Below are 18274 nucleotides of genomic sequence, written 5' to 3' on the forward strand. Positions count from 1 at the left end.
AGGTGATAATTGTAATGATTTATGAACAATTTTGTTTTACAAAGATAACACAGTTTCGTTCTTCCACTAAGATAGCTTTTATTTTGGATATGAATTTTATTCTGAATTGTTGAAAAATGGACGGTTTGAGCCGGATTTATACTGAAAATATTTGTAATTTAAAGCAAATAGTAGATTCAGTAATTCTCTCTTTGATATTTATTGATACATTTCATTGAATAATAGGGATTAATCTTTTTTAATTGATTAAAAATTCGTACTTTTGCACTCCTAAATTTATTTAACCACTTCCATCCTCATAATTCAATGAAAGAGAATGGAATACAAACACAATTCTTCATATGTCTGAAGAAAAAAACGTATCAGAAGAAGCAAATTTGCCTTCTGAAAATCCAATTAAAGCAGCCCAAGAGGCAGCAAGTGATGCTGGTGAAGCAGTGAAAGAAGCAGCAGAAAAAGTTGAAGAAGTAGCTCAAGAAGCTGTAGAAGCAGTGAAAGAGGTCGTTGAAGAAGCCCCAGCTCCAGAGGTTGTAGTTGCTCATGATGATTTTGACTGGACTATTTCAAAAACCCAAACTCATACTTATACTACGGATGAGTTTGCTAAATTGTTGAACGATTACGATGAGACCTTTACAGATATCAACGAAAATGAAGTTGTAAAAGGTACAGTTACCAAAGTAAGAGATGGTGATGTAATCTTAGACATCAATTACAAATCCAATGGTGTGGTATCTCTATCTGAGTTTAGAGATTACGACGACTTGAAAGATGGTGACATCGTAGATGTGTACGTAGAGCGCAAAGAAGATGAAAACGGCCAGTTGCAATTGTCGAGAAGAAAAGCTCGATTGTTGAAAACATGGGATGCCTTGAAAGATAGTTACCACAACGATACCATCATCAAAGGTAATGTAGTAAGTAAGACTAAAGGTGGTTTAATTGTAGATGTATCTGGTTTGGAAACCTTCTTACCTGGTTCGCAAATCGACATCAAGCCTATTATAGATTATGATTCATATGTTGGAAAAACTATGGAGTTTAAGGTAGTGAAGATTAATGAAGCTATCAAAAACGCCGTTGTTTCTCATAAAGCCTTGATCGAAAGTGATCTTGCAGAACAAAGAGATCAAATCATCCAAAGTTTGGAAAAAGGTCAAGTATTGGAAGGTGTGGTGAAAAACATCACCGATTTCGGTGCCTTTATGGACTTGGGTGGTATCGATGGATTATTGTATATCACAGATATTTCATGGGGTAGAATCAATCACCCAAGTGAGGTATTGGAATTGAACCAGAAAATAAATGTTGTTGTTCTTGATTTTGACGACAATAAAAAACGTATCTCCCTAGGTCTTAAGCAATTGCAAGCACATCCATGGGATGTATTGGATGCTGAGATCAAAGAAGGAAGCAAAGTTAGCGGAAGCATTGTTAACATTGAAGATTATGGTGCATTCTTGGAAATCACTCCAGGTGTTGAAGGTTTGATCCACGTTTCTGAAGTAAGCTGGAGCAATCAACCTGTGAATGCTAGAGAGTTTTTCAAATTGGGACAAGACTTTGAATCTATCGTTGTAACTATCGATAGAGAAGAAAGAAAAATGTCTCTAAGTTTAAAACAACTTTCTCAAGATCCATGGGATAAAATTGAAGAATTGTTCCCTGTTGGTTCAAGACATAGTGGTGAAGTGAAAAACTTAACTCCTTATGGCGTATTTGTTGAATTAGACGAAGGTATTGGTGGAATGGTTCACATTTCTGATTTGTCTTGGACTAAGAGATTCTCTCACCCATCTGAGTATACTAAGGTAGGGGAAGATTTGGAAATCGTGATCTTGGAAATCGACAAAAATGATAGAAAACTTACTTTAGGACACAAACAAATCGAAGAAAATCCATGGGATACCTTCGAGAAAGTATTCCCTGTAGGTTCCTACCATGAAGCAACCATCGTAAAAGTAGACGATAGAGGTGCCATCGTACAATTGCCTTATGGATTGGAAGCTTTTGCACCAATCAAACACATCAGAAAAGAAGATGGTACAATGGGGCAAGTTGATGAAGCAATGACCTTCAAAGTATTGGAATTCAATAGAGATGACAAACGTATTTTAGTATCTCACCTTCGATATTTGGAAGATATCCAAAAAGAAGCCGATGCTAAAGTGAGAAATGAAAAACGTCAAGAGAGAATGGAAACAAGATCTTCCATTAAATCTCAACAAGGTAAGATTGAGAGAACGACCCTTGGTGATTTGAGTGACTTGGCTGCATTGAGAGATCAATTGACAGGTGAAGATTCTGCACCGGCTGCGCCTGCTGCTGAATCTAAAGAAGAAGAAGAGTAGACTTCGTCTATTTTTCGAGATAAATTTTTTTAAACCCTGGTACTTTTATGACAAGTGCCAGGGTTTTTTTGTTTTCTATCTTTTAGTATATATTAATGTTTTTTCTTTTATAATGGATTGAATAACAATAAGTTATGCTTATTTCTTCTTGTGAATGTAGATGAGGTCAATTATGTGATTATTCAAACATGCTCTTTCATAATCCATTGATAATGACTGTGGTAACATATTTTTATTTGGTTTTTGTTGTGGAGATATTGCCTCAAAGAAATATTTATTAATGTCTTGTTTGTCAGTATTAAATGTCAATGATTATTTGGTTTTGCAATATTTAATATAGGTGGTTTATATGTTGATTGATATACTAATTTGTGTTCGGTATTGTAAATTTATTCCACTTTCCTTAAGGTAATGTTTACAATTTTCAAAATTAATCATTATATATGTGGCGTAATTCACAATTAATTATAATAAATGAAACTAGGAGTATTAAGAACAACTGATCGAGAAATTCTCCCCATGAGCAAGAAAGTTATTGGAAAACTTGCTGGTCTAGGGTTTGAAGTTCTAATCGAGCGACCAGAAGAAGTAGTTCAATGGGAATTGACGCTATTTGGAGGTACAGATTACTATGTTGACAAAGCCACTATTTTGGAACAGAGTGATGTGTTATTGAGCATTGGATATCAAGATGTCCAAACAAAGGCCAAATATTGGTTGGGTGAATTTCAACCCTTTAACTTTCCCGAGGTTGAGGAAAAGCTGAAATCACTAGATCTTGTGGCCATGAGTATGGATATGATTCCTAGAATCAGTCGTGCCCAATCTATGGATGTACTGTCGAGTATGGCTTCTATTGCAGGTTATAAAGCGGTCTTGGAGGCTGCTAATCAACTGCCTCAGTATTTTCCAATGATGATCACTGCTGCAGGTAGTATCCGACCAGCCAAGGTCTTGGTTGTCGGAGCAGGTGTGGCTGGATTACAGGCTGTAGCGACGGCCAAAAGACTAGGCGCAATTATTGAAGCATTCGATACCAGAACCGCTGTGAAGGAAGAGGTCGAAAGTTTGGGTGGTAAGTTTGTCGAAGTCGAAGGAGCTAGGGATGAGTCATCCAGTGGGGGATATGCCGTTGAACAAACCGAAGAATACAAACAGAAACAACAAGAAGTTTTAGCAAAACGAGCCGGTGATGCCGATGTCATTATAACCACAGCACAATTGCGAGGTAGACCAGCTCCCAAAATTATTAGCCAAGCCATTATCGAATCCATGAAACCTGGATCTGTTATTGTAGATTTGGCCGCTTCTACAGGAGGAAATACCGTCTTTACAGAGAATAATGCCACTGTGGTCAAACACGGTGTAACCATTATCGGTAATTCCAATTTAAGCGACACCATGCCTTTGACAGCCAGTGAATTGTATGCCAATAATGTGTTTAACTATTTAGAATTAATCATTAAAGAGCAGGATATTGTCTTAAATATGGAAGACGAAATCATTAAATCTGCTACCATCTCTTAAATTATAAATTATGGAACAAATAGGTCAATTTGTAAATTCAAATTTACTCGAGATATATATTCTCCTAATGGCTATTTTCTTGGGATTTGAATTAATATCTCGTGTCCCTACCGTATTACATACCCCTCTTATGTCGGGGACCAATGCCATCAGTGGAGTGGTTACTCTAGGAGGAATCATCTTAATTCGATCGGCTGCAGCTGACAATTATGTACAATTGGTATTGGGTAGTTTGGCTATCATTCTCGGTGTGATCAACATCGTAGGAGGATATGCAGTGACAGACAGAATGTTGAAAATGTTTAAAAAAGAGAAAAAATAACAGATGGAAAGTTTAGTGTCTATATTATATATGATTGCGGTGTTTGCTTTTGCATATGGCATTCGCATGATGCGTTCACCCAAAACGGCCAAACAGGGTAATGTGATTTCCTTGATTGGTATGTTGTTGGGATTGCTGGGGTCTTTGATTCAGCCCTTGCCCCTAGGTGACAATAATTACTTGTGGATCGTTATGTCGATGTTTATAGGTTCAGCCATTGGACTTCCGTTGGCACAAAAAGTGAAAATGACGGCCATGCCTCAATTGGTAGCCATGTTCAATGGTTTGGGGGGTGCGAGTGCTACCGTTATAGGTATTGTTGAATTGCTAAATATTAATGCTCAAACACCATTTAGTTCTAAGTTTATTAGTGTGTTGGCTTTGTTGATTGGAGCTATTTCTTTTACAGGTAGTATTTTGGCTTACTTGAAATTGGAAGGTAAACTCAGAAAACAATGGGTCGTACCTGGTCACAATGCTTTAAACTTATTGTTGTTGGTTATTATGTTTGGCTTGGGAATTTTAATAGCTACTGGAACCAATGGTATTGGTTGGCCGCTATGGGTAATGTTGGCGTTGAGTTTGTTTTATGGTGTGTTTTTTGTATTTCCTATTGGAGGTGCAGATATGCCAGTAGTCATTTCTTTGTTGAATTCCCTTACCGGATTGAGTGCAGCGGCAGCAGGAGGAATCTATGGAAACAAAGCGATGTTAATCGGTGGTATATTGGTGGGAGCATCGGGTACCATCCTTACCCTAATGATGTGTCAAGCCATGAATAGATCATTGTGGAATGTTATATTGGCAGGGAAATTTACAGCAGGTTCGGGAGCGAGTTCCAACGGAACCGATCAAGTCATGAAGGAAATTACCAAGCCGGATGCAGCCATATTGATGCAGTATTCCAAAAATGTATTGGTGATTCCAGGATATGGTTTGGCAGTATCTCAAGCTCAAAAAATTGTTAAAGAAATGGATGATTTACTCGGTGGAGTAGATGTATCTGTTAAATACGCCATTCACCCAGTCGCGGGAAGAATGCCAGGTCATATGAATGTATTGTTGGCTGAAGCCGATGTGCCATATGAAAAATTACTCGATTTGGACGATGCCAATGCCGCTTTGAAAAATACCGATGTGGTTTTGATTATTGGAGCCAATGACGTTGTCAATCCTTCAGCAAATGATGATCCAGGTAGTCCTATATACGGTATGCCTATCCTCAATGCATTGGATGCCAAACACGTAATAGTCATGAAGCGTGGTCGTGGAGCTGGATATAGTGGTATTGAAAATCCATTGTTCTATCACGATAAAACCAAGTTGTATTTTGGGGATGCCAAGGCATCTTTGAATGAAATCATAGCAGAGTTGAAAGAAAATCTTTAAGATACAAGTCTTATATATAGAGAAGAGGCTGTCTAATGATTTAGATGGCCTCTTTTTTCGTTGATGGAATTCGAAATTTTATGTTTATCTACCATACTAATCATTGTATTTCGAATATTATTCTAAGATTTGTTAGTCCGAATTATTTTGCCAGGTTATGTATCAATGATTACGAAGAAATCATGGAAATTAAATAAGATATCAATATCAGTCCACCGATTAGTATAATTAAGGTAATAAATAATGAAAGTAGCGAGGACGGGACATAGCTGTTTGATGTCAATAACCGTTCTGATTTTTTATATTGTAAAAAAGCTAAAACTGCGATGATGACTCCCAGAGCAACCATGATTACCCCAACTGCTGCAGAGTATCCATTAGTAGATACCGTGTTGGCTGCCAAGATCATGGATATTTCCCTAAGGAAGAAAGTGAATTTTACAATAACAAAACCAAAACCCATAAGTGCAATGCTGGTTCGTATCCAAGCGAGAAAAGTTCTTTCATTGGCTAAGTATTCCCTAGTTCTTGCCCCTGCATTTTTATCTTTATTTTCCGTCATACCTTTATCATTGATTATTAGGAATGGTTAATTTTCTATAAATCTATGATTTTTATCAATGCTATTCAATGACTTTGCCATGGGAAAACTTGTTATTTTACTAAATCAAAGGATATTTTAATGCCTTCAATAATCATACTCGTCCCAATTATGGCAATTATAAGTCCCATTATTTTTCCAATGACGGAAATTACATTGTTTCCAATTTTCTTTACAAATAACTCACTAAGCCCGAAAATAATATAGGATAGTACACACATAAGTCCGAAGATTAATACAACTATTCCAATATGTACATAGTCGGCATCGGTGACTTCATTGCCGTAACAATGGTGCCCGGACCGGCAAGAATAGGGATGGCTAGTGGTGAAATGGCGATGTCTTCATCAATATTGGTGGTTTGATGGTTGCTTTCCAAAGAAAAAGAATATTTTTTCTTAAAAAATGGAAAAATTTTAGTGTAAAACGGTAAAAAAATCCCTCAATCCGCTTAAAATACTCTGGATGGCATAGGAAGCAAGAATAAGTCCCATTATTTTACTAATCACGGTGATCCCATATTCGCCAATCCTGTTTTGCACCATGTTGGCAATGAGTAACAACATACAGGTGATAACGACCACAATCAAAACGAGGAAGGTGGTTACTATTTGTTGTTGAATCGTATATAAATTGTTGTTCGTCATTAGGACAACAGCCATTATCGCTGCTGGGGAAGCAATCGAGGGAATGGCAATCGGAAATGTGGCTACATGCTTATAATCGGTAATTCGATTTTTTTCATTCTCTGGTTTGCCCTCTCCAAATATCATCGTCAAGGCAAATAGAAATAATATCACTCCACCTGAAATTTGAAAGGCATCAAGAGATATTTCCATGCCCTCCAAAATTAATTGCCCCACAACAATAAAGATCAATAGAATCACAAATGCTATGACCGATGCTCTAATGGCGACCTTGCGTTTGTATTTTTCATCGAAATGCTTGGTTGCCTCTAAATAAACAGGTACAGAACCCAATGGATCTAGAACGGCAAATAAAAATAAAATGGTGGTTATGATTTCTTTCATATAGTGAGTTTTGTTCTTGAATATTTATCCTTTCTCCCTTGATTTTTCAAGGCAAATGCACTTTTATTAACTATCAAATTGATAATATAAAAACTCCTAGTATAATTACAATTATTTCCATATTTATGTTTGTAATTTTTTAAATTTTTATAGAAAATATCTTTTTGTATTATGCCTGAAGAGTATTCCATGGTTTCTTTTAATATAGAACCTGTATTAGATTTTATTGAAAAGGTAGTCGGTAGCAAAACCTTGGTAAAATTTAATAATCTACTTGGTATTGAGTTTTTAATATAGAAGAGTAAAAGCGTTGATTACTAAGGTTGAATTATTTTTCTGAAATAGCTAAGAATAAAAGCGAGAATGGTCGACTAAATTTTAACATAACTTGGGTGATCTATGTATTAGCATAGGATTTATTTTACCACCTAATTTCCTTTATTTGGAAGTGAATGTCGTTATTTGTTTGAGGCAATGACCGTTAAAACTATGGGGAAATAGGGGCAATAAATATGAAAATATAAAACAGTAGGACTTAATTTGACTGTTGTAGTCCTACTGTTTATCAATACTTTATATCGTATGGTTTATTTGTATTAGACTGATGAATTGGTCTATTATAAAACTCATTCGGTCTAAAATAAATGTGGATCTATTATTAAACCAGTTCGGTGAAAACTTCTTTTTCAGACAATCTCGATTTAGGTAAAGATGCATTAAAATCGCTTTCTTTGCGGTAACCCAATGAAACGACAGCCACAGCAGTAAATCCTCGTTCTCTTAATCCAAATTCCTCATCCAAGGCTTTACTGTCAATGCCTTCCATAGGAACGGCATCTATACCTAAAGCTGCAACGCCGAGTAGTAGTGAGCCCATATTTAAATATACTTGTTTTTCCATCCAATGTTGGAGGTCTTTAAAATCGTAACGGTGAAAATTGGTAAAGATTTTTCTTGCACCGTCCATCTGTTCTTTAAATTCTGGTTTGGCGAATCTTCCATCTTTGTCTTCTTGATTTAATAACTTCTTCATGTATTCTTCACTGGCCTCTGTACGAGCACAAAATACGATAACGTGGGAGGCGTCCAGAACTTTGGGTTTGTTGAAGATGTAAAATCCTTCCGTAGATTTTGCGATTCTCTCTTTTCCTGTCTCAGTATTGGCAATAATAAAATGCCAAGGTTGAGTATTGGCACTCGAAGGACTCAATCGCAAAAGGGCTTTTACTTGCTCAAAATCCTCATCAGAGATTTTTTTACTGGGATCAAATTCCTTTGCTGAGTAACGGTTGTTTAAAATATCAATAAGATTCATAAATCTGTTTTATTGTAAGTGTACTATAAAAAATATAGCTGCAAAAATATATATAGTCGATTGGATATGCAATAACGGTCATAAAGTATAGTATGAAATTTTTTACATAATTTAGTTTAAATCGCTGAATATTAGATGTTTATATTTTTGTATTATAAACTATAAAAAATATAGTTGTGATATTTAATATAGTATGTTAATTTTGTGTTGTAATAAAATGTAAACCATGGATGTTCAAGAGAAAAGACCCGTAATTCAATATAACGACAAAGCTTTTATGTGTTCTACTAGTTTCGCTATGGAATTGATAGGAGGTAAGTGGAAGAGTGTAATTCTAATATACTTGATTAGTGGAAAGAAACGATATAGTGAATTGCGGAAATTGATACCTACCATTACAGAACGCACATTGAGTTTACAGCTAAAGCAATTAGAAAAAGATGGATTATTACTTCGAAAAGTATATACTAAAAAGCCACCTTTAAAAGTAGAATATTCTCTTACTGAAATGGGGCAAAGTTTAAGCCCTGTCTTAATTTCTATTGCAGAATGGGGAAATAAGATTGCCGAAGAGAAAGGCTTAATCGGTTAAAAGATTGCATTAAATTCTGAGATCTTATGTCAAAAAATTGAATTGGTAGTTCAAGATAATTCCTAGAATAGTATTGTGAATGATTAAAATTCGGTTTTGTTCGGCGGTAGTAAAACACGGAATTTTATTTTAGGTGTCATGAGAATAGAGTGGGGATGATTCATCTCTGTTTTGGATAATAGCTTTAGTTTTTCGAAAAATTCAAAATACAATTCTTGACCGATTCCTATTGTCGCCTTCATTCTGGGATGCCATATTTCATAGCTGCCAATGATGTCTTGGCTTATGGGATAATATCCTGTCACAGCATGAGTAAGGATGTGAGCTTGCTGTTCAAGGGAAGTAAATCCTTTGTGGATATGTATTTCTCTATTGGTATCTTTAATTTGGACCAGACCCCGACCTTGTTTTGATCTAAATCTCATATGATATTCACCATTTTCTATAGGGGAGTGAAAATCGTAATGGCCGTATTGGCAAGGCATCTTCCATAGATATTTTGGGATCAAATAGGCATTGGAACCCAAAGTAGTTCCAAAAAACCAAATGGCATGACTTGCTTCATTGACAATATAGGTTCTAAAGTCGGTCTGAAAAAAATTTAGTTTTGGATACTTGGAAATCTTGTAGAAGGAAAAATTAGTGATTTTAAATGTTACGGCACTGATCAATCCATATTCTATCCCATCTTCCATGAAGGTCCAGAGCTTAAATGATCTTGGAATCCTGTCAATTAGTCGGTTAGCGGGAATTTGATAGGTAATTATGGCTAAATGTTGCAATTCGGTGTGAACATCGATCAGGGATCGACTGCCTTTGTGGGCTATTCGATGAAGGGTTGCTGTTTGGTAATCCACATGATTGTTTTAGGATAGTTTTTTCATAGATTTTATGGACTTGTCATGGTATGAAGTTGTTGTTTAATGTCGGGTAAATCTATATGGTGTTTTGTGTTTTGGGTCTTATTGTGGGTCTTTGTTGGTGTTTTCTCTGTAATATAAAAAATATATCTCGTCAAATCTTTGGTTTTAAATTATTATTATAAGTTTGTTATTAAGTAGAATATGTAGTGAATATTGAAAGGATAATTAAAAAGTATAACCTTAGTTGATAAGGTGTACAAGAAATTGCTGCAGTATTTCTATGCTGAGACTTTACAAGACGAGAACAGTCTTTCTGTTTAGTAATTTTTTGTCGATAAGTACAATGTGGTTAGAAAACTTGTGAAGGAAAAGTTTAAGTCGATTGAAAATACTCAATATTATTGAGGGTCGACACAAGTGCATAATAGGACCAGAATCGACTAGTGTAATTTAAGTGAGTCAGGGAGCAGGATTTTCACCTTGGAGGATTAGAAAGTAAGTAGAGTAATTGGGGATTGAAGAAGAACTGATATTTGCTTTGAAAATCAGCGTTGATGTGTCTTGGTTAGATCGGATAGTCCTTATAAGTAATGAAGGGCTTCTTGAAAAATTAAGGTGGTTTGAAAACAATTTTAATTCGGAATATTAATATTAATTCCCCTTTACTCAGTTTGTAGCCTACTTGACAGGTATTAAGTAGAACTTAAATTAACCAAAATATGAAAAAATTATTGCTTCCCTTTATTCTCTTTTTACCCTTTCTCCTTCAAGCCCAAATCGATTTAAAAGATGTGGAAATTCAAAAGATCTGGGATAAAGGAGATCACAATGCTTTTACCGATCTATTATTTTACAAAGGTAAATTCTATTGTTCTTTTAGAGAGGGTAGTGGCCATGTTCCGGGAAAAGAAGATGTCGATGGAACAGTGAGAATATTGAGTTCTGAAGATGGGAAGCGTTGGGCTTCTGTGGCTCATTTAAAGACGGATGGATATGATTTACGCGATCCCAAAATGTCTATTTTGCCCGATGGTCGAATGATGGTGATTATTGGGGGATCTGATTATACTCAGAATACGCTACATGGCCGACTGCCTCATGTATCTTTTTCTTCTGATGGCATTAAGTTTACTGATCCCAAGCCCATAGTGGTCGACGAATCTATAAAATCTACGATGGATTGGGTTTGGAGAGTAACATGGCACAAAGGCCTGGGCTATGCCGTGAATTATCAGTTTGACGATGCCAAACGAATATATGTCGTAAAGACTACCGACGGTATTCACTACGACAATGTATCTGAACTCTTTGTATCAGGTCGACCCAATGAGGCGACTGTTCGATTTTCTGAAAACGATGAGATGTTTATTTATTTGAGAAGGGAGGAACAAGATAAGGAAGGTTTATTGCTGAAAAGTGATTACCCCTATAAAGAGTATACTTGGGTCAATCTTGAACATAGATTAGGAGGGCCGAATTTTATATTTCTACCCAATACCGACCAACTTATTTTGGGGACTAGACTTTATGCGCAATCTGGTGCTTCTACAGGAATTTTTCTGTCTGATTATCACGGTTACAAAAAACTGTTGATTGAGTTCCCTAGCGGTGGAGACACGAGTTATCCCGGATTTGTATGGCGAGATGGATTATTATGGGTTTCATACTATTCGTCACACGAGGGGAAAACGAGTATTTATCTCGCCAAGATTAAACAAGAGGACATTTATAAGTCTTTAATGGACTAGGGGCTTTATCTTTTAAATCAACAACTAATTATATTTTAATGAAATACAATCACTTAAGCTGATATGTAGTATCTGCTTTTACGTCTATTAATCAAAGTGGAGACTTGAATCTTGACAAAATTAAGACCTATGCTAAACATTTATTATCCAAATATCTTTCATAAACTATTAATGTGGAAGATTAGGGGAAGATTATAGTTGATTGAAAAAGCAGTATATACAAACATTTTTACGTCATTTTCCTCATTTATTAAATAGCAAGGGTTCACTGCATACTATTAAAATTATTTCAATAATATTAGATGTCGTCGTTACCATTTGTAGTATGTTGGTCGGCTTCATTGAAGGCAATTTATTGGACATAGTTATTAAATTGGTCAATCTTTTTGTGGCGCCATTATTTGTTTTGTTTTTTATGGCTCTCTTTGTGCCCCAGGCCACCGATAGAGGTACATTGTTGGGGGGATTGTTTTCGCTTTTTATTGCCATTTTGATTGCCTTCTTCTATCTATTTCAATTAAGTATCCTTACCATTATGCCTATTGCTTTGGTTGTGGGCGCGGTATCCGCTTGGATTTTTAGTTTATTGAATCGACAATATTTCTTAAATCATGAAAAATAAATAGGAATACAAGAATAACAAAAGTGACCAAGGCATTGCGTGGGAGGTAATCATAAGAATATTATGATACTTCAATTAATTCAATTTTCTAAAATCGCTAGGACTATAACCGGTTTTAGATTTAAACAGCTTGCTAAAATGATTTGGGTATTCAAATCCCAGTTCATAGGCTACTTCACTAATGGATTGACTAGACTGCAATAAGATAGACTTGGCTTTGTTTACAATATGGAGATCTATATGTTCTTTTGCACTTTTGCCTGTTTCAGCTTTTAACAGATCGCTTAAGTAATGGGACGACATATTCAATGCTCTCCCACATTGTGATACAGAAGGCAATCCTTTGTCTATTAAATTACCGGAAAAATAGTCTTTTAAATATCGTTCAAACTGTATTACATAATCTTGATGGGCATAACTTCTAGTTATAAATTGTCTAGCGTAATAGCGCTGACAGTATTTGAGAATGGACTCCAAATTAATGGCGATTAATTCGTGGGTATGTTTATCTATATTTTGGTTGTACTCTCTTTCAATCTTTAAGACAAAGTCGGATAAAGAATGTTTTTCTTCGTCGGATAGATGCAGGGCTTCGTTGGATTCATAATCGAAATAATCCAGTTGTACTATAAGTTCGCTCAAATGGGTTTTGTGCAAAAAGTCGGGATGAAAAATGATGTTCCATTCTTCATCACAGTATGTATAATCGTTGGAGCTGGAGGAGAAAATCTGATTTGGCGCCATAAAGACTATGGTGCCTTCTTGAAAATCATAGGTGTTTCGACCATATTTCAATACATTCTGTTGATTTACCTTGAGTGAGATTAAATATAAATCCATGATAAACCGCTGATAGATATATTCCTCTTCGATGACTAGATCTCCATGACGAAAAACAGAAATCAATGGATGTTTGGGTTTTGGCAATCCAAACAGACGATGGGCTTCCGCGATGGAAGAGATACTAATAATGTCGTTCTTCATAACTTAAATATATCGCTTTAGGAATTATTGGATTCAATATAGGTTTTGAGTTCGAGATTGAATTTTTCATAATCTTTTTTCATGGTTTTTTCAAGGATAGAACCGAGTAGAAAACTTGCTCCACCGTTGAGTCCATCTTCTTGAATTAGTTCTGTTTTTCCATTAGCAGCAGGTTTTATCTTATAGGTGTGGTAGTCCTTCATTCCCAGCATAAATACTCCAGTCCAACCAAATGACCTTCCCGGGTCAAATACAATAAGCTGTTTTTTAAGATTCATCGATCCTCCAAAAGGGGATTTAAAGACGACCTCAATCTGGCCGTCTTTTTTAAAATCTCCTTTTAGTCCGATAAAGGAAGAGCTCCAGTCTTTAAGAGTATTAAAGTTAGTCAATACTTCCCATACTTGTTCTGGTTGAGCATCTATAACAATAGATGTACGTAGGTTTTGTCTCATTTTTCTAGGATTTACAATGAATTGGGATCAAGGGATACGGTATCATTCTTTCTAATGGACCATGTGCGTTCTTGAGTGGCTTTGATCCAAGGGATGATTTCTTCTGGAATTACATTTCTAAATAGTGAGTTGTCTTCTTCCGCTACTCTTATCATGGCATCGATCATCGGTTGAGGATGGAGTTGATTGTCCAAACCTCCAGATTCAAAAATGGCTTGAATGGTTTCCAATTTGGATAAGGATTTTTCGGGATTAAACCATTTCATCATGGTTTCAGCTCCTCTGTCGTTGAATCCAGTACCAAATACGCCAGGATTAACGGTGCATATTTCTACTCCTGTGCCCATGAGTTCGTCTTTCAGCCCTTCGGCCAGTCCTTCTAAGGCATGTTTGGTGGAAGTGTAAATAGCACCAAAGGGTACGGTGATCAATCCACCCATAGATGAGGTGAAGATTACCTTGCCTGAGCCTCGCTCGACCATTTGTGGTAAAAATCCTTGAGCCAATGCAATGGGGGCAAATACATTTACTTCGTAGTTTTTGTACACATTCTCCATGGGGATTTCAGCTACTGGTCCTGTTTCCATTACCCCAGCATTGCTCATCAATACATCGATTTGATATTGGAATGCTGCTTGCCGATCGTTGGCATTGGTGATGTCGAGTACAATGACTTCTAAATTTACTCCTTCCTTTTGGGCTTCTTCCAATAAATAGGTCTTTTGTGGTTCCACTTGTACTCCAGCGATTACATTATGTCCTTTCTTGGCCAATCCAATGGCCGTTCCTTTTCCAAAGCCGGAACCAGCTCCTGTAATTAAAATTGTCTTACTCATTTATTTGTATTTTAAATTTATAATGTAAAACTATATTCAAATGACAGGTGATCTGTATTCATTTTGCAGAAGCTTGGATACAAAATGCAGATGGCTACATATATTAATATGTAGGAAATTCGTATTAGACCTAGGGTTCTCGATTCTCAATGAGGATAATGATAGCAGAAATGTAAAATGTGTCAACGATTCTCAGTATAATATTGTGAAGACTGTGGATGGCGGTCGTCTCATTGAGATTGTTGGATATAGGTGCCAGGTGTTTTTCCCGTATGATGTTTAAAGGTGGCTATAAATGAACTACTGTTGTCATAACCCAAATCATAGGCAATTTCTTTGATGGATTTGTTTTCACCCAATTGCTTAATCGCTTCCAACATTTTGAGTCGAATTTTCCATTCTCCAAAACTCATTCCCAATTCTTTTTTAAACAGACGCGATAGGGTTCGAGAACTTACACAGATGAGCTGAGCATAATGTTCTATATTTTTATTGCTGCTGTAATTGGCCATTAAGGAATGGGTAATGGTATTGATTTTTTCATGATTACTGGTGGGCAAAAATGTCGGGCTTGCTTCTATAGTGGCCAGTTCATCTAGAAATACATCGACGATGTTTAATTGTTGTTTTGTGAAATGTTGGGGATTGGAAAAACTATTGATTTTGTTGAGTAGAGACCAAAAGAATTCAGAAGAGTCAAAAGCAAAGCTGGAGGTGGGCAATCCATTAAGTCTTGAAGGATGAATAAAAGCAGAAATAACCATTACGCGATCGGGAAAAAAGACTTGATGTTGGACATTGCTCGCCAACCAAATACATTGAGAAGGATTAATTATCCAGATTTGATTTGGAGTAACTACTTTCATTATCCCTCCTCGACAGGCAATGACCTGACCTCTGGGATGAGAATGAGAATGAGCGCATTTGGCGTCTTGAATTGATTCTGTGTATGTAGTAATAGGACGATTGAGGTCTAATTCAAATCCTAAGTTTACGGTTATATTTGTCTTGAAATCATTATTCATTGTCTAAATATAGGTATTGTGACGAAATTCTTTTGATGAAATTTGTAAAAAGAAAAGTTATGAATAGAGAATCGCACAATCAAAACATTATAAGACAGTTTTCCCAGCAAGCTAAAGAATATACTAAGATCCCATCACATTCTGATGGATTGGATGAATTGATTAAACGGTCTGGGGTTTCTAAACAAGACCATGTTTTGGATATAGCTTGTGGATCGGGTTTATTGTCCTGTGCATTTGCCCACCATGCACAATATGTGACCGGATTGGATATCACAGAACAAATGTTGGAAGAAGCGAAGAGACTTCAATCTAGTCAGCAATTGACAAATATTAATTGGATAATAGGAGATGTCAATGACCTTCCTTTCCCAGATCAACATTTTTCGATGGTAATGTCTAGGTTTGGATTTCATCATTTTATAAATCCTCAATTGGTATTTGAAGAAATGATGAGGGTCTGTAAGCCCAATGGAGTAGTGATGGTGGTCGATGTTGCACTACCTCATTCCAAATTGGACTTGTACAATGTGATGGAGAAGAATAGAGATTCTTCACACGTGGCTGCATTATCGGTGGAAGCATTGCATGATATGTTTCAATCGGCATCCTTGTCTCGAATTCAACACAGTCATTTTATAATGACGATTTCTCTAAGAGAACAATTGAATGCTTCTTTTCCCCAGGATGAGTCGGCATTGAAGGACATGATCATCCGCGACATTGGCGCAGATAAGATTGGAATAGAGCCAGTCGAAATCAACGGTGAAGTGTATTTAAATTATCCAATTCACATTTTTATAGGTCGTAAAGAGTAGCGTTTAATTATTGTATTAGGTTTCTATTCTTTTCAATCTCAATGACAATAATAGGGCCAAGGAGACTATGACTAGGCAGGTTGTATAGGCATCTTGAAAACCATCTTGGAGTTCGAGATTGGATCCCAGGAGTCGTTTTCCTATAATTGCAGAAAGAATAGATACTCCGATGGATCCACCAATGGTTCTGGCAAATAATACTCCAGAGGTAGAAGAGCCCAGTTCTTCTCTTGCAGAATATTCCTGCATGCTCAATATGGTACCTAACATGGCAAATCCCATGCCACAGCCGACCATAAAGCCACAGATGGATAGGTATATAATGTCGGCATTGTAATAGTAGAGAAATCCACCAAATCCTATGATGAGAATGCTGAAACCAATATGGATGAGTCCTATTAAACTGGTTCGATGGATGATTCGTCCCCCGATGATATTGGTCAATGTCCAACCCACTACCATGGGAGTAAGTACGAGTCCTGCGGCTGTGGCTCCTCGGTTGGCCACGGACTGGACATATAAGGGAAGAAAAGCCAATATGCCGAAGAAGGCCATGCCGGCCAAGAAATTAAGGATTAATACCGTGCTGGGTATTTTCTGTTGCATACTTTTAATTGGAAGAATGGGGGAGGATTGTCGTTTTTGAATCAAATAGCTGACAAAGGTGAGTAAGATGCCCAATCCGGCCAAAGACCAGATTTGGAGTTCTAGTCCGTAAACCAATACCGAGACACCGGTGATAAAGACTAGACTTCCGATATAGTCGATTTGGATCTGAGGGTGACTTTCTATGTCCTCGTGAAAATATCGATGAACCATATACCAGGCCAGTAAGCCAAAGGGGAGATTGAGGTAGAATACATATCTCCAATCCAGCCAATCCACGATGAGGCCACCAAGAAGAGGGCCGAATAAACCAGCCAGTCCCCATACAGCACTCATATAACCTTGGACCTTGGCTCTTTTTTCTACTGAAAACAATTCCGCATTGATAATAAAGGTTAGTGGAGTCATGCATCCAGCACCTAGGCCTTGAATTACTCTCATGGCAATAAGCATATGCATAGATTGACTTAGCCCACTTAAAAAGCTGCCGGTTAAGAATAGGATAATACCTATTATATAAATATTCTTTCGGTTGAATACATCGCTGAGTTTTCCCCAAATGGGATTGGATACGGTAGAAGTAAGTAGGTATACAGAAAAGGGGAGGGAGTATAAATGATTGCCTCCGAGGTCGTCGATGACTTCAGGCATGGCTGTTGCGACTACAGTGCTTTCCAATGCAGCGAGGAAAACTCCCAAAGTAAGTCCAACTACTGTTTTTGTTTTATCGGTCTTCTTCATATTGGATGAAAAATAGGGAAAAAAGGGGTTTGAAGTCAATAGAATGGGAAAGAATTAAAAAGATGGAAAAAAACTTTAATTTTTTTTCAAAATAATTGTCGAATTATAAAATATTGATATTCAATTGTATAGGGTTGGTAAATCTTGTTTTTGAAGGGGAAATAGAGGTGTTTTTTGAAAAAAAACGTGATAAAAGTGAAAATAAGTTTGCTAGTTCAAATAAAGGTCCTATATTTGCAATCCCATCGAACGAAATTACGATGATCACACAGTGAAAATCAAAAATTAATTTTGAACGAAGGGAAAGAAATAAAAGAGTTCTTTGAAAAGGAAGGAAGAAATTAAAGCTAGATTCAGCTAGGATAACAAACTAAATACAATGGAGAGTTTGATCCTGGCTCAGGATGAACGCTAGCGGGAGGCTTAATACATGCAAGTCGAACGGTAA

At 36.6% G+C, this 18274-nt stretch carries 17 protein-coding genes, 1 rRNA gene and 1 pseudogene; 9 read left to right on the plus strand and 10 right to left on the minus strand.

The features are described from left to right. Positions 1 to 341 precede the first annotated feature (341 nt). From rpsA to LVD51_RS13835, 4 genes are all read left to right on the plus strand, one after another. Positions 342 to 2351 (plus strand): 30S ribosomal protein S1, encoded by a 2010-nt coding sequence (gene rpsA, locus LVD51_RS13820; RefSeq protein ID WP_236971985.1) that lies wholly within the window; start codon positions 342 to 344, stop codon positions 2349 to 2351. A gap of 474 nt (positions 2352 to 2825) precedes the next feature. Next, positions 2826 to 3878, plus strand: coding sequence for an NAD(P) transhydrogenase subunit alpha (locus LVD51_RS13825; RefSeq protein ID WP_236971986.1), 1053 nt, complete (start codon positions 2826 to 2828; stop codon positions 3876 to 3878). 10 nt (positions 3879 to 3888) lie between these two features. After that, on the plus strand, positions 3889 to 4200 hold the full coding sequence (locus tag LVD51_RS13830; protein ID WP_236971987.1) for an NAD(P) transhydrogenase subunit alpha: 312 nt from the start codon (positions 3889 to 3891) through the stop codon (positions 4198 to 4200). Between the two features lie 3 nt (positions 4201 to 4203). Continuing rightward, on the plus strand, positions 4204 to 5589 hold the full coding sequence (locus tag LVD51_RS13835) for an NAD(P)(+) transhydrogenase (Re/Si-specific) subunit beta (RefSeq protein WP_236971988.1): 1386 nt from the start codon (positions 4204 to 4206) through the stop codon (positions 5587 to 5589). 169 nt (positions 5590 to 5758) lie between these two features. Here LVD51_RS13835 and LVD51_RS13840 read toward each other — a convergent pair whose 3' ends face one another. From LVD51_RS13840 to nfsB, 4 genes and pseudogenes are all read right to left on the minus strand, one after another. Continuing rightward, a complete protein-coding gene (locus LVD51_RS13840; RefSeq protein ID WP_236971989.1) occupies positions 5759 to 6151 on the minus strand; it encodes a YidH family protein in 393 nt (130 codons plus the stop codon). Between the two features lie 92 nt (positions 6152 to 6243). Then, positions 6244 to 6551 (minus strand): annotated as a pseudogene (locus tag LVD51_RS20225) (MarC family protein); the annotation flags it as partial. A gap of 55 nt (positions 6552 to 6606) precedes the next feature. Beyond that, positions 6607 to 7221, minus strand: coding sequence for a MarC family protein (locus LVD51_RS13850; protein WP_236971991.1), 615 nt, complete (start codon positions 7219 to 7221; stop codon positions 6607 to 6609). A 658-nt stretch (positions 7222 to 7879) separates the two neighbouring features. Beyond that, positions 7880 to 8536, minus strand: coding sequence for an oxygen-insensitive NAD(P)H nitroreductase (gene nfsB, locus LVD51_RS13855; protein ID WP_236971992.1), 657 nt, complete (start codon positions 8534 to 8536; stop codon positions 7880 to 7882). A gap of 226 nt (positions 8537 to 8762) precedes the next feature. Between nfsB and LVD51_RS13860 the strand changes: the two genes are divergently transcribed. Continuing rightward, complete coding sequence (locus LVD51_RS13860) at positions 8763 to 9128, plus strand: winged helix-turn-helix transcriptional regulator (RefSeq protein ID WP_236971993.1); 366 nt, start codon at positions 8763 to 8765, stop codon at positions 9126 to 9128. 83 nt (positions 9129 to 9211) lie between these two features. On the opposite strand, the gene LVD51_RS13865 is transcribed toward LVD51_RS13860, so the two are convergent. Beyond that, positions 9212 to 9985 carry a DUF2071 domain-containing protein gene (locus LVD51_RS13865; RefSeq protein WP_236971994.1) on the minus strand — a complete coding sequence of 258 codons (774 nt, stop codon included), beginning with the start codon at positions 9983 to 9985 and terminating at the stop codon, positions 9212 to 9214. Positions 9986 to 10710: 725 nt separating this feature from the next. Here LVD51_RS13865 and LVD51_RS13870 point away from each other — a divergent pair. Beyond that, entirely contained in the window at positions 10711 to 11739 is a 1029-nt protein-coding gene (locus LVD51_RS13870) for a hypothetical protein (protein ID WP_236971995.1), read from the plus strand. Between the two features lie 202 nt (positions 11740 to 11941). Continuing rightward, positions 11942 to 12361 carry an SLC5/6 family protein gene (locus LVD51_RS13875; RefSeq protein WP_236971996.1) on the plus strand — a complete coding sequence of 140 codons (420 nt, stop codon included), beginning with the start codon at positions 11942 to 11944 and terminating at the stop codon, positions 12359 to 12361. Between the two features lie 75 nt (positions 12362 to 12436). On the opposite strand, the gene LVD51_RS13880 is transcribed toward LVD51_RS13875, so the two are convergent. The 4 genes from LVD51_RS13880 to LVD51_RS13895 all read right to left on the minus strand — a co-directional run bounded on the left by LVD51_RS13880 (position 12437) and on the right by LVD51_RS13895 (position 15661). Continuing rightward, positions 12437 to 13345, minus strand: coding sequence for a helix-turn-helix domain-containing protein (locus LVD51_RS13880; protein ID WP_236971997.1), 909 nt, complete (start codon positions 13343 to 13345; stop codon positions 12437 to 12439). Between the two features lie 17 nt (positions 13346 to 13362). Beyond that, positions 13363 to 13800: an SRPBCC domain-containing protein gene (locus tag LVD51_RS13885; protein WP_236971998.1), complete on the minus strand. Its 438-nt coding sequence runs from the start codon at positions 13798 to 13800 to the stop codon at positions 13363 to 13365. An 11-nt stretch (positions 13801 to 13811) separates the two neighbouring features. After that, on the minus strand, positions 13812 to 14636 hold the full coding sequence (locus tag LVD51_RS13890) for an SDR family oxidoreductase (RefSeq protein WP_236971999.1): 825 nt from the start codon (positions 14634 to 14636) through the stop codon (positions 13812 to 13814). 230 nt (positions 14637 to 14866) lie between these two features. Further along, positions 14867 to 15661, minus strand: a complete 795-nt coding sequence (locus LVD51_RS13895) for a helix-turn-helix domain-containing protein (protein ID WP_236972000.1) — start codon at positions 15659 to 15661, stop codon at positions 14867 to 14869. Between the two features lie 35 nt (positions 15662 to 15696). Between LVD51_RS13895 and LVD51_RS13900 the strand changes: the two genes are divergently transcribed. After that, the gene (locus LVD51_RS13900; RefSeq protein WP_262912786.1) at positions 15697 to 16479 is read left to right on the plus strand and encodes a class I SAM-dependent methyltransferase; all 783 of its coding nucleotides are present in this window, start codon (positions 15697 to 15699) and stop codon (positions 16477 to 16479) included. Positions 16480 to 16494: 15 nt separating this feature from the next. Here the strand turns inward: LVD51_RS13900 and LVD51_RS13905 are convergent, their stop codons facing one another. After that, positions 16495 to 17826 carry an MDR family MFS transporter gene (locus tag LVD51_RS13905; RefSeq protein WP_236972002.1) on the minus strand — a complete coding sequence of 444 codons (1332 nt, stop codon included), beginning with the start codon at positions 17824 to 17826 and terminating at the stop codon, positions 16495 to 16497. A 376-nt stretch (positions 17827 to 18202) separates the two neighbouring features. On the opposite strand from LVD51_RS13905, the gene LVD51_RS13910 reads away from it, so the two are divergent. Then, positions 18203 to 18274, plus strand: a 16S ribosomal RNA gene (locus LVD51_RS13910); the annotation flags it as partial.

The sequence above is a fragment of the Membranihabitans marinus genome, from assembly GCF_021729155.1.
Taxonomy (GTDB): Bacteria; Bacteroidota; Bacteroidia; order Chitinophagales; family Saprospiraceae; genus Membranihabitans; species Membranihabitans marinus.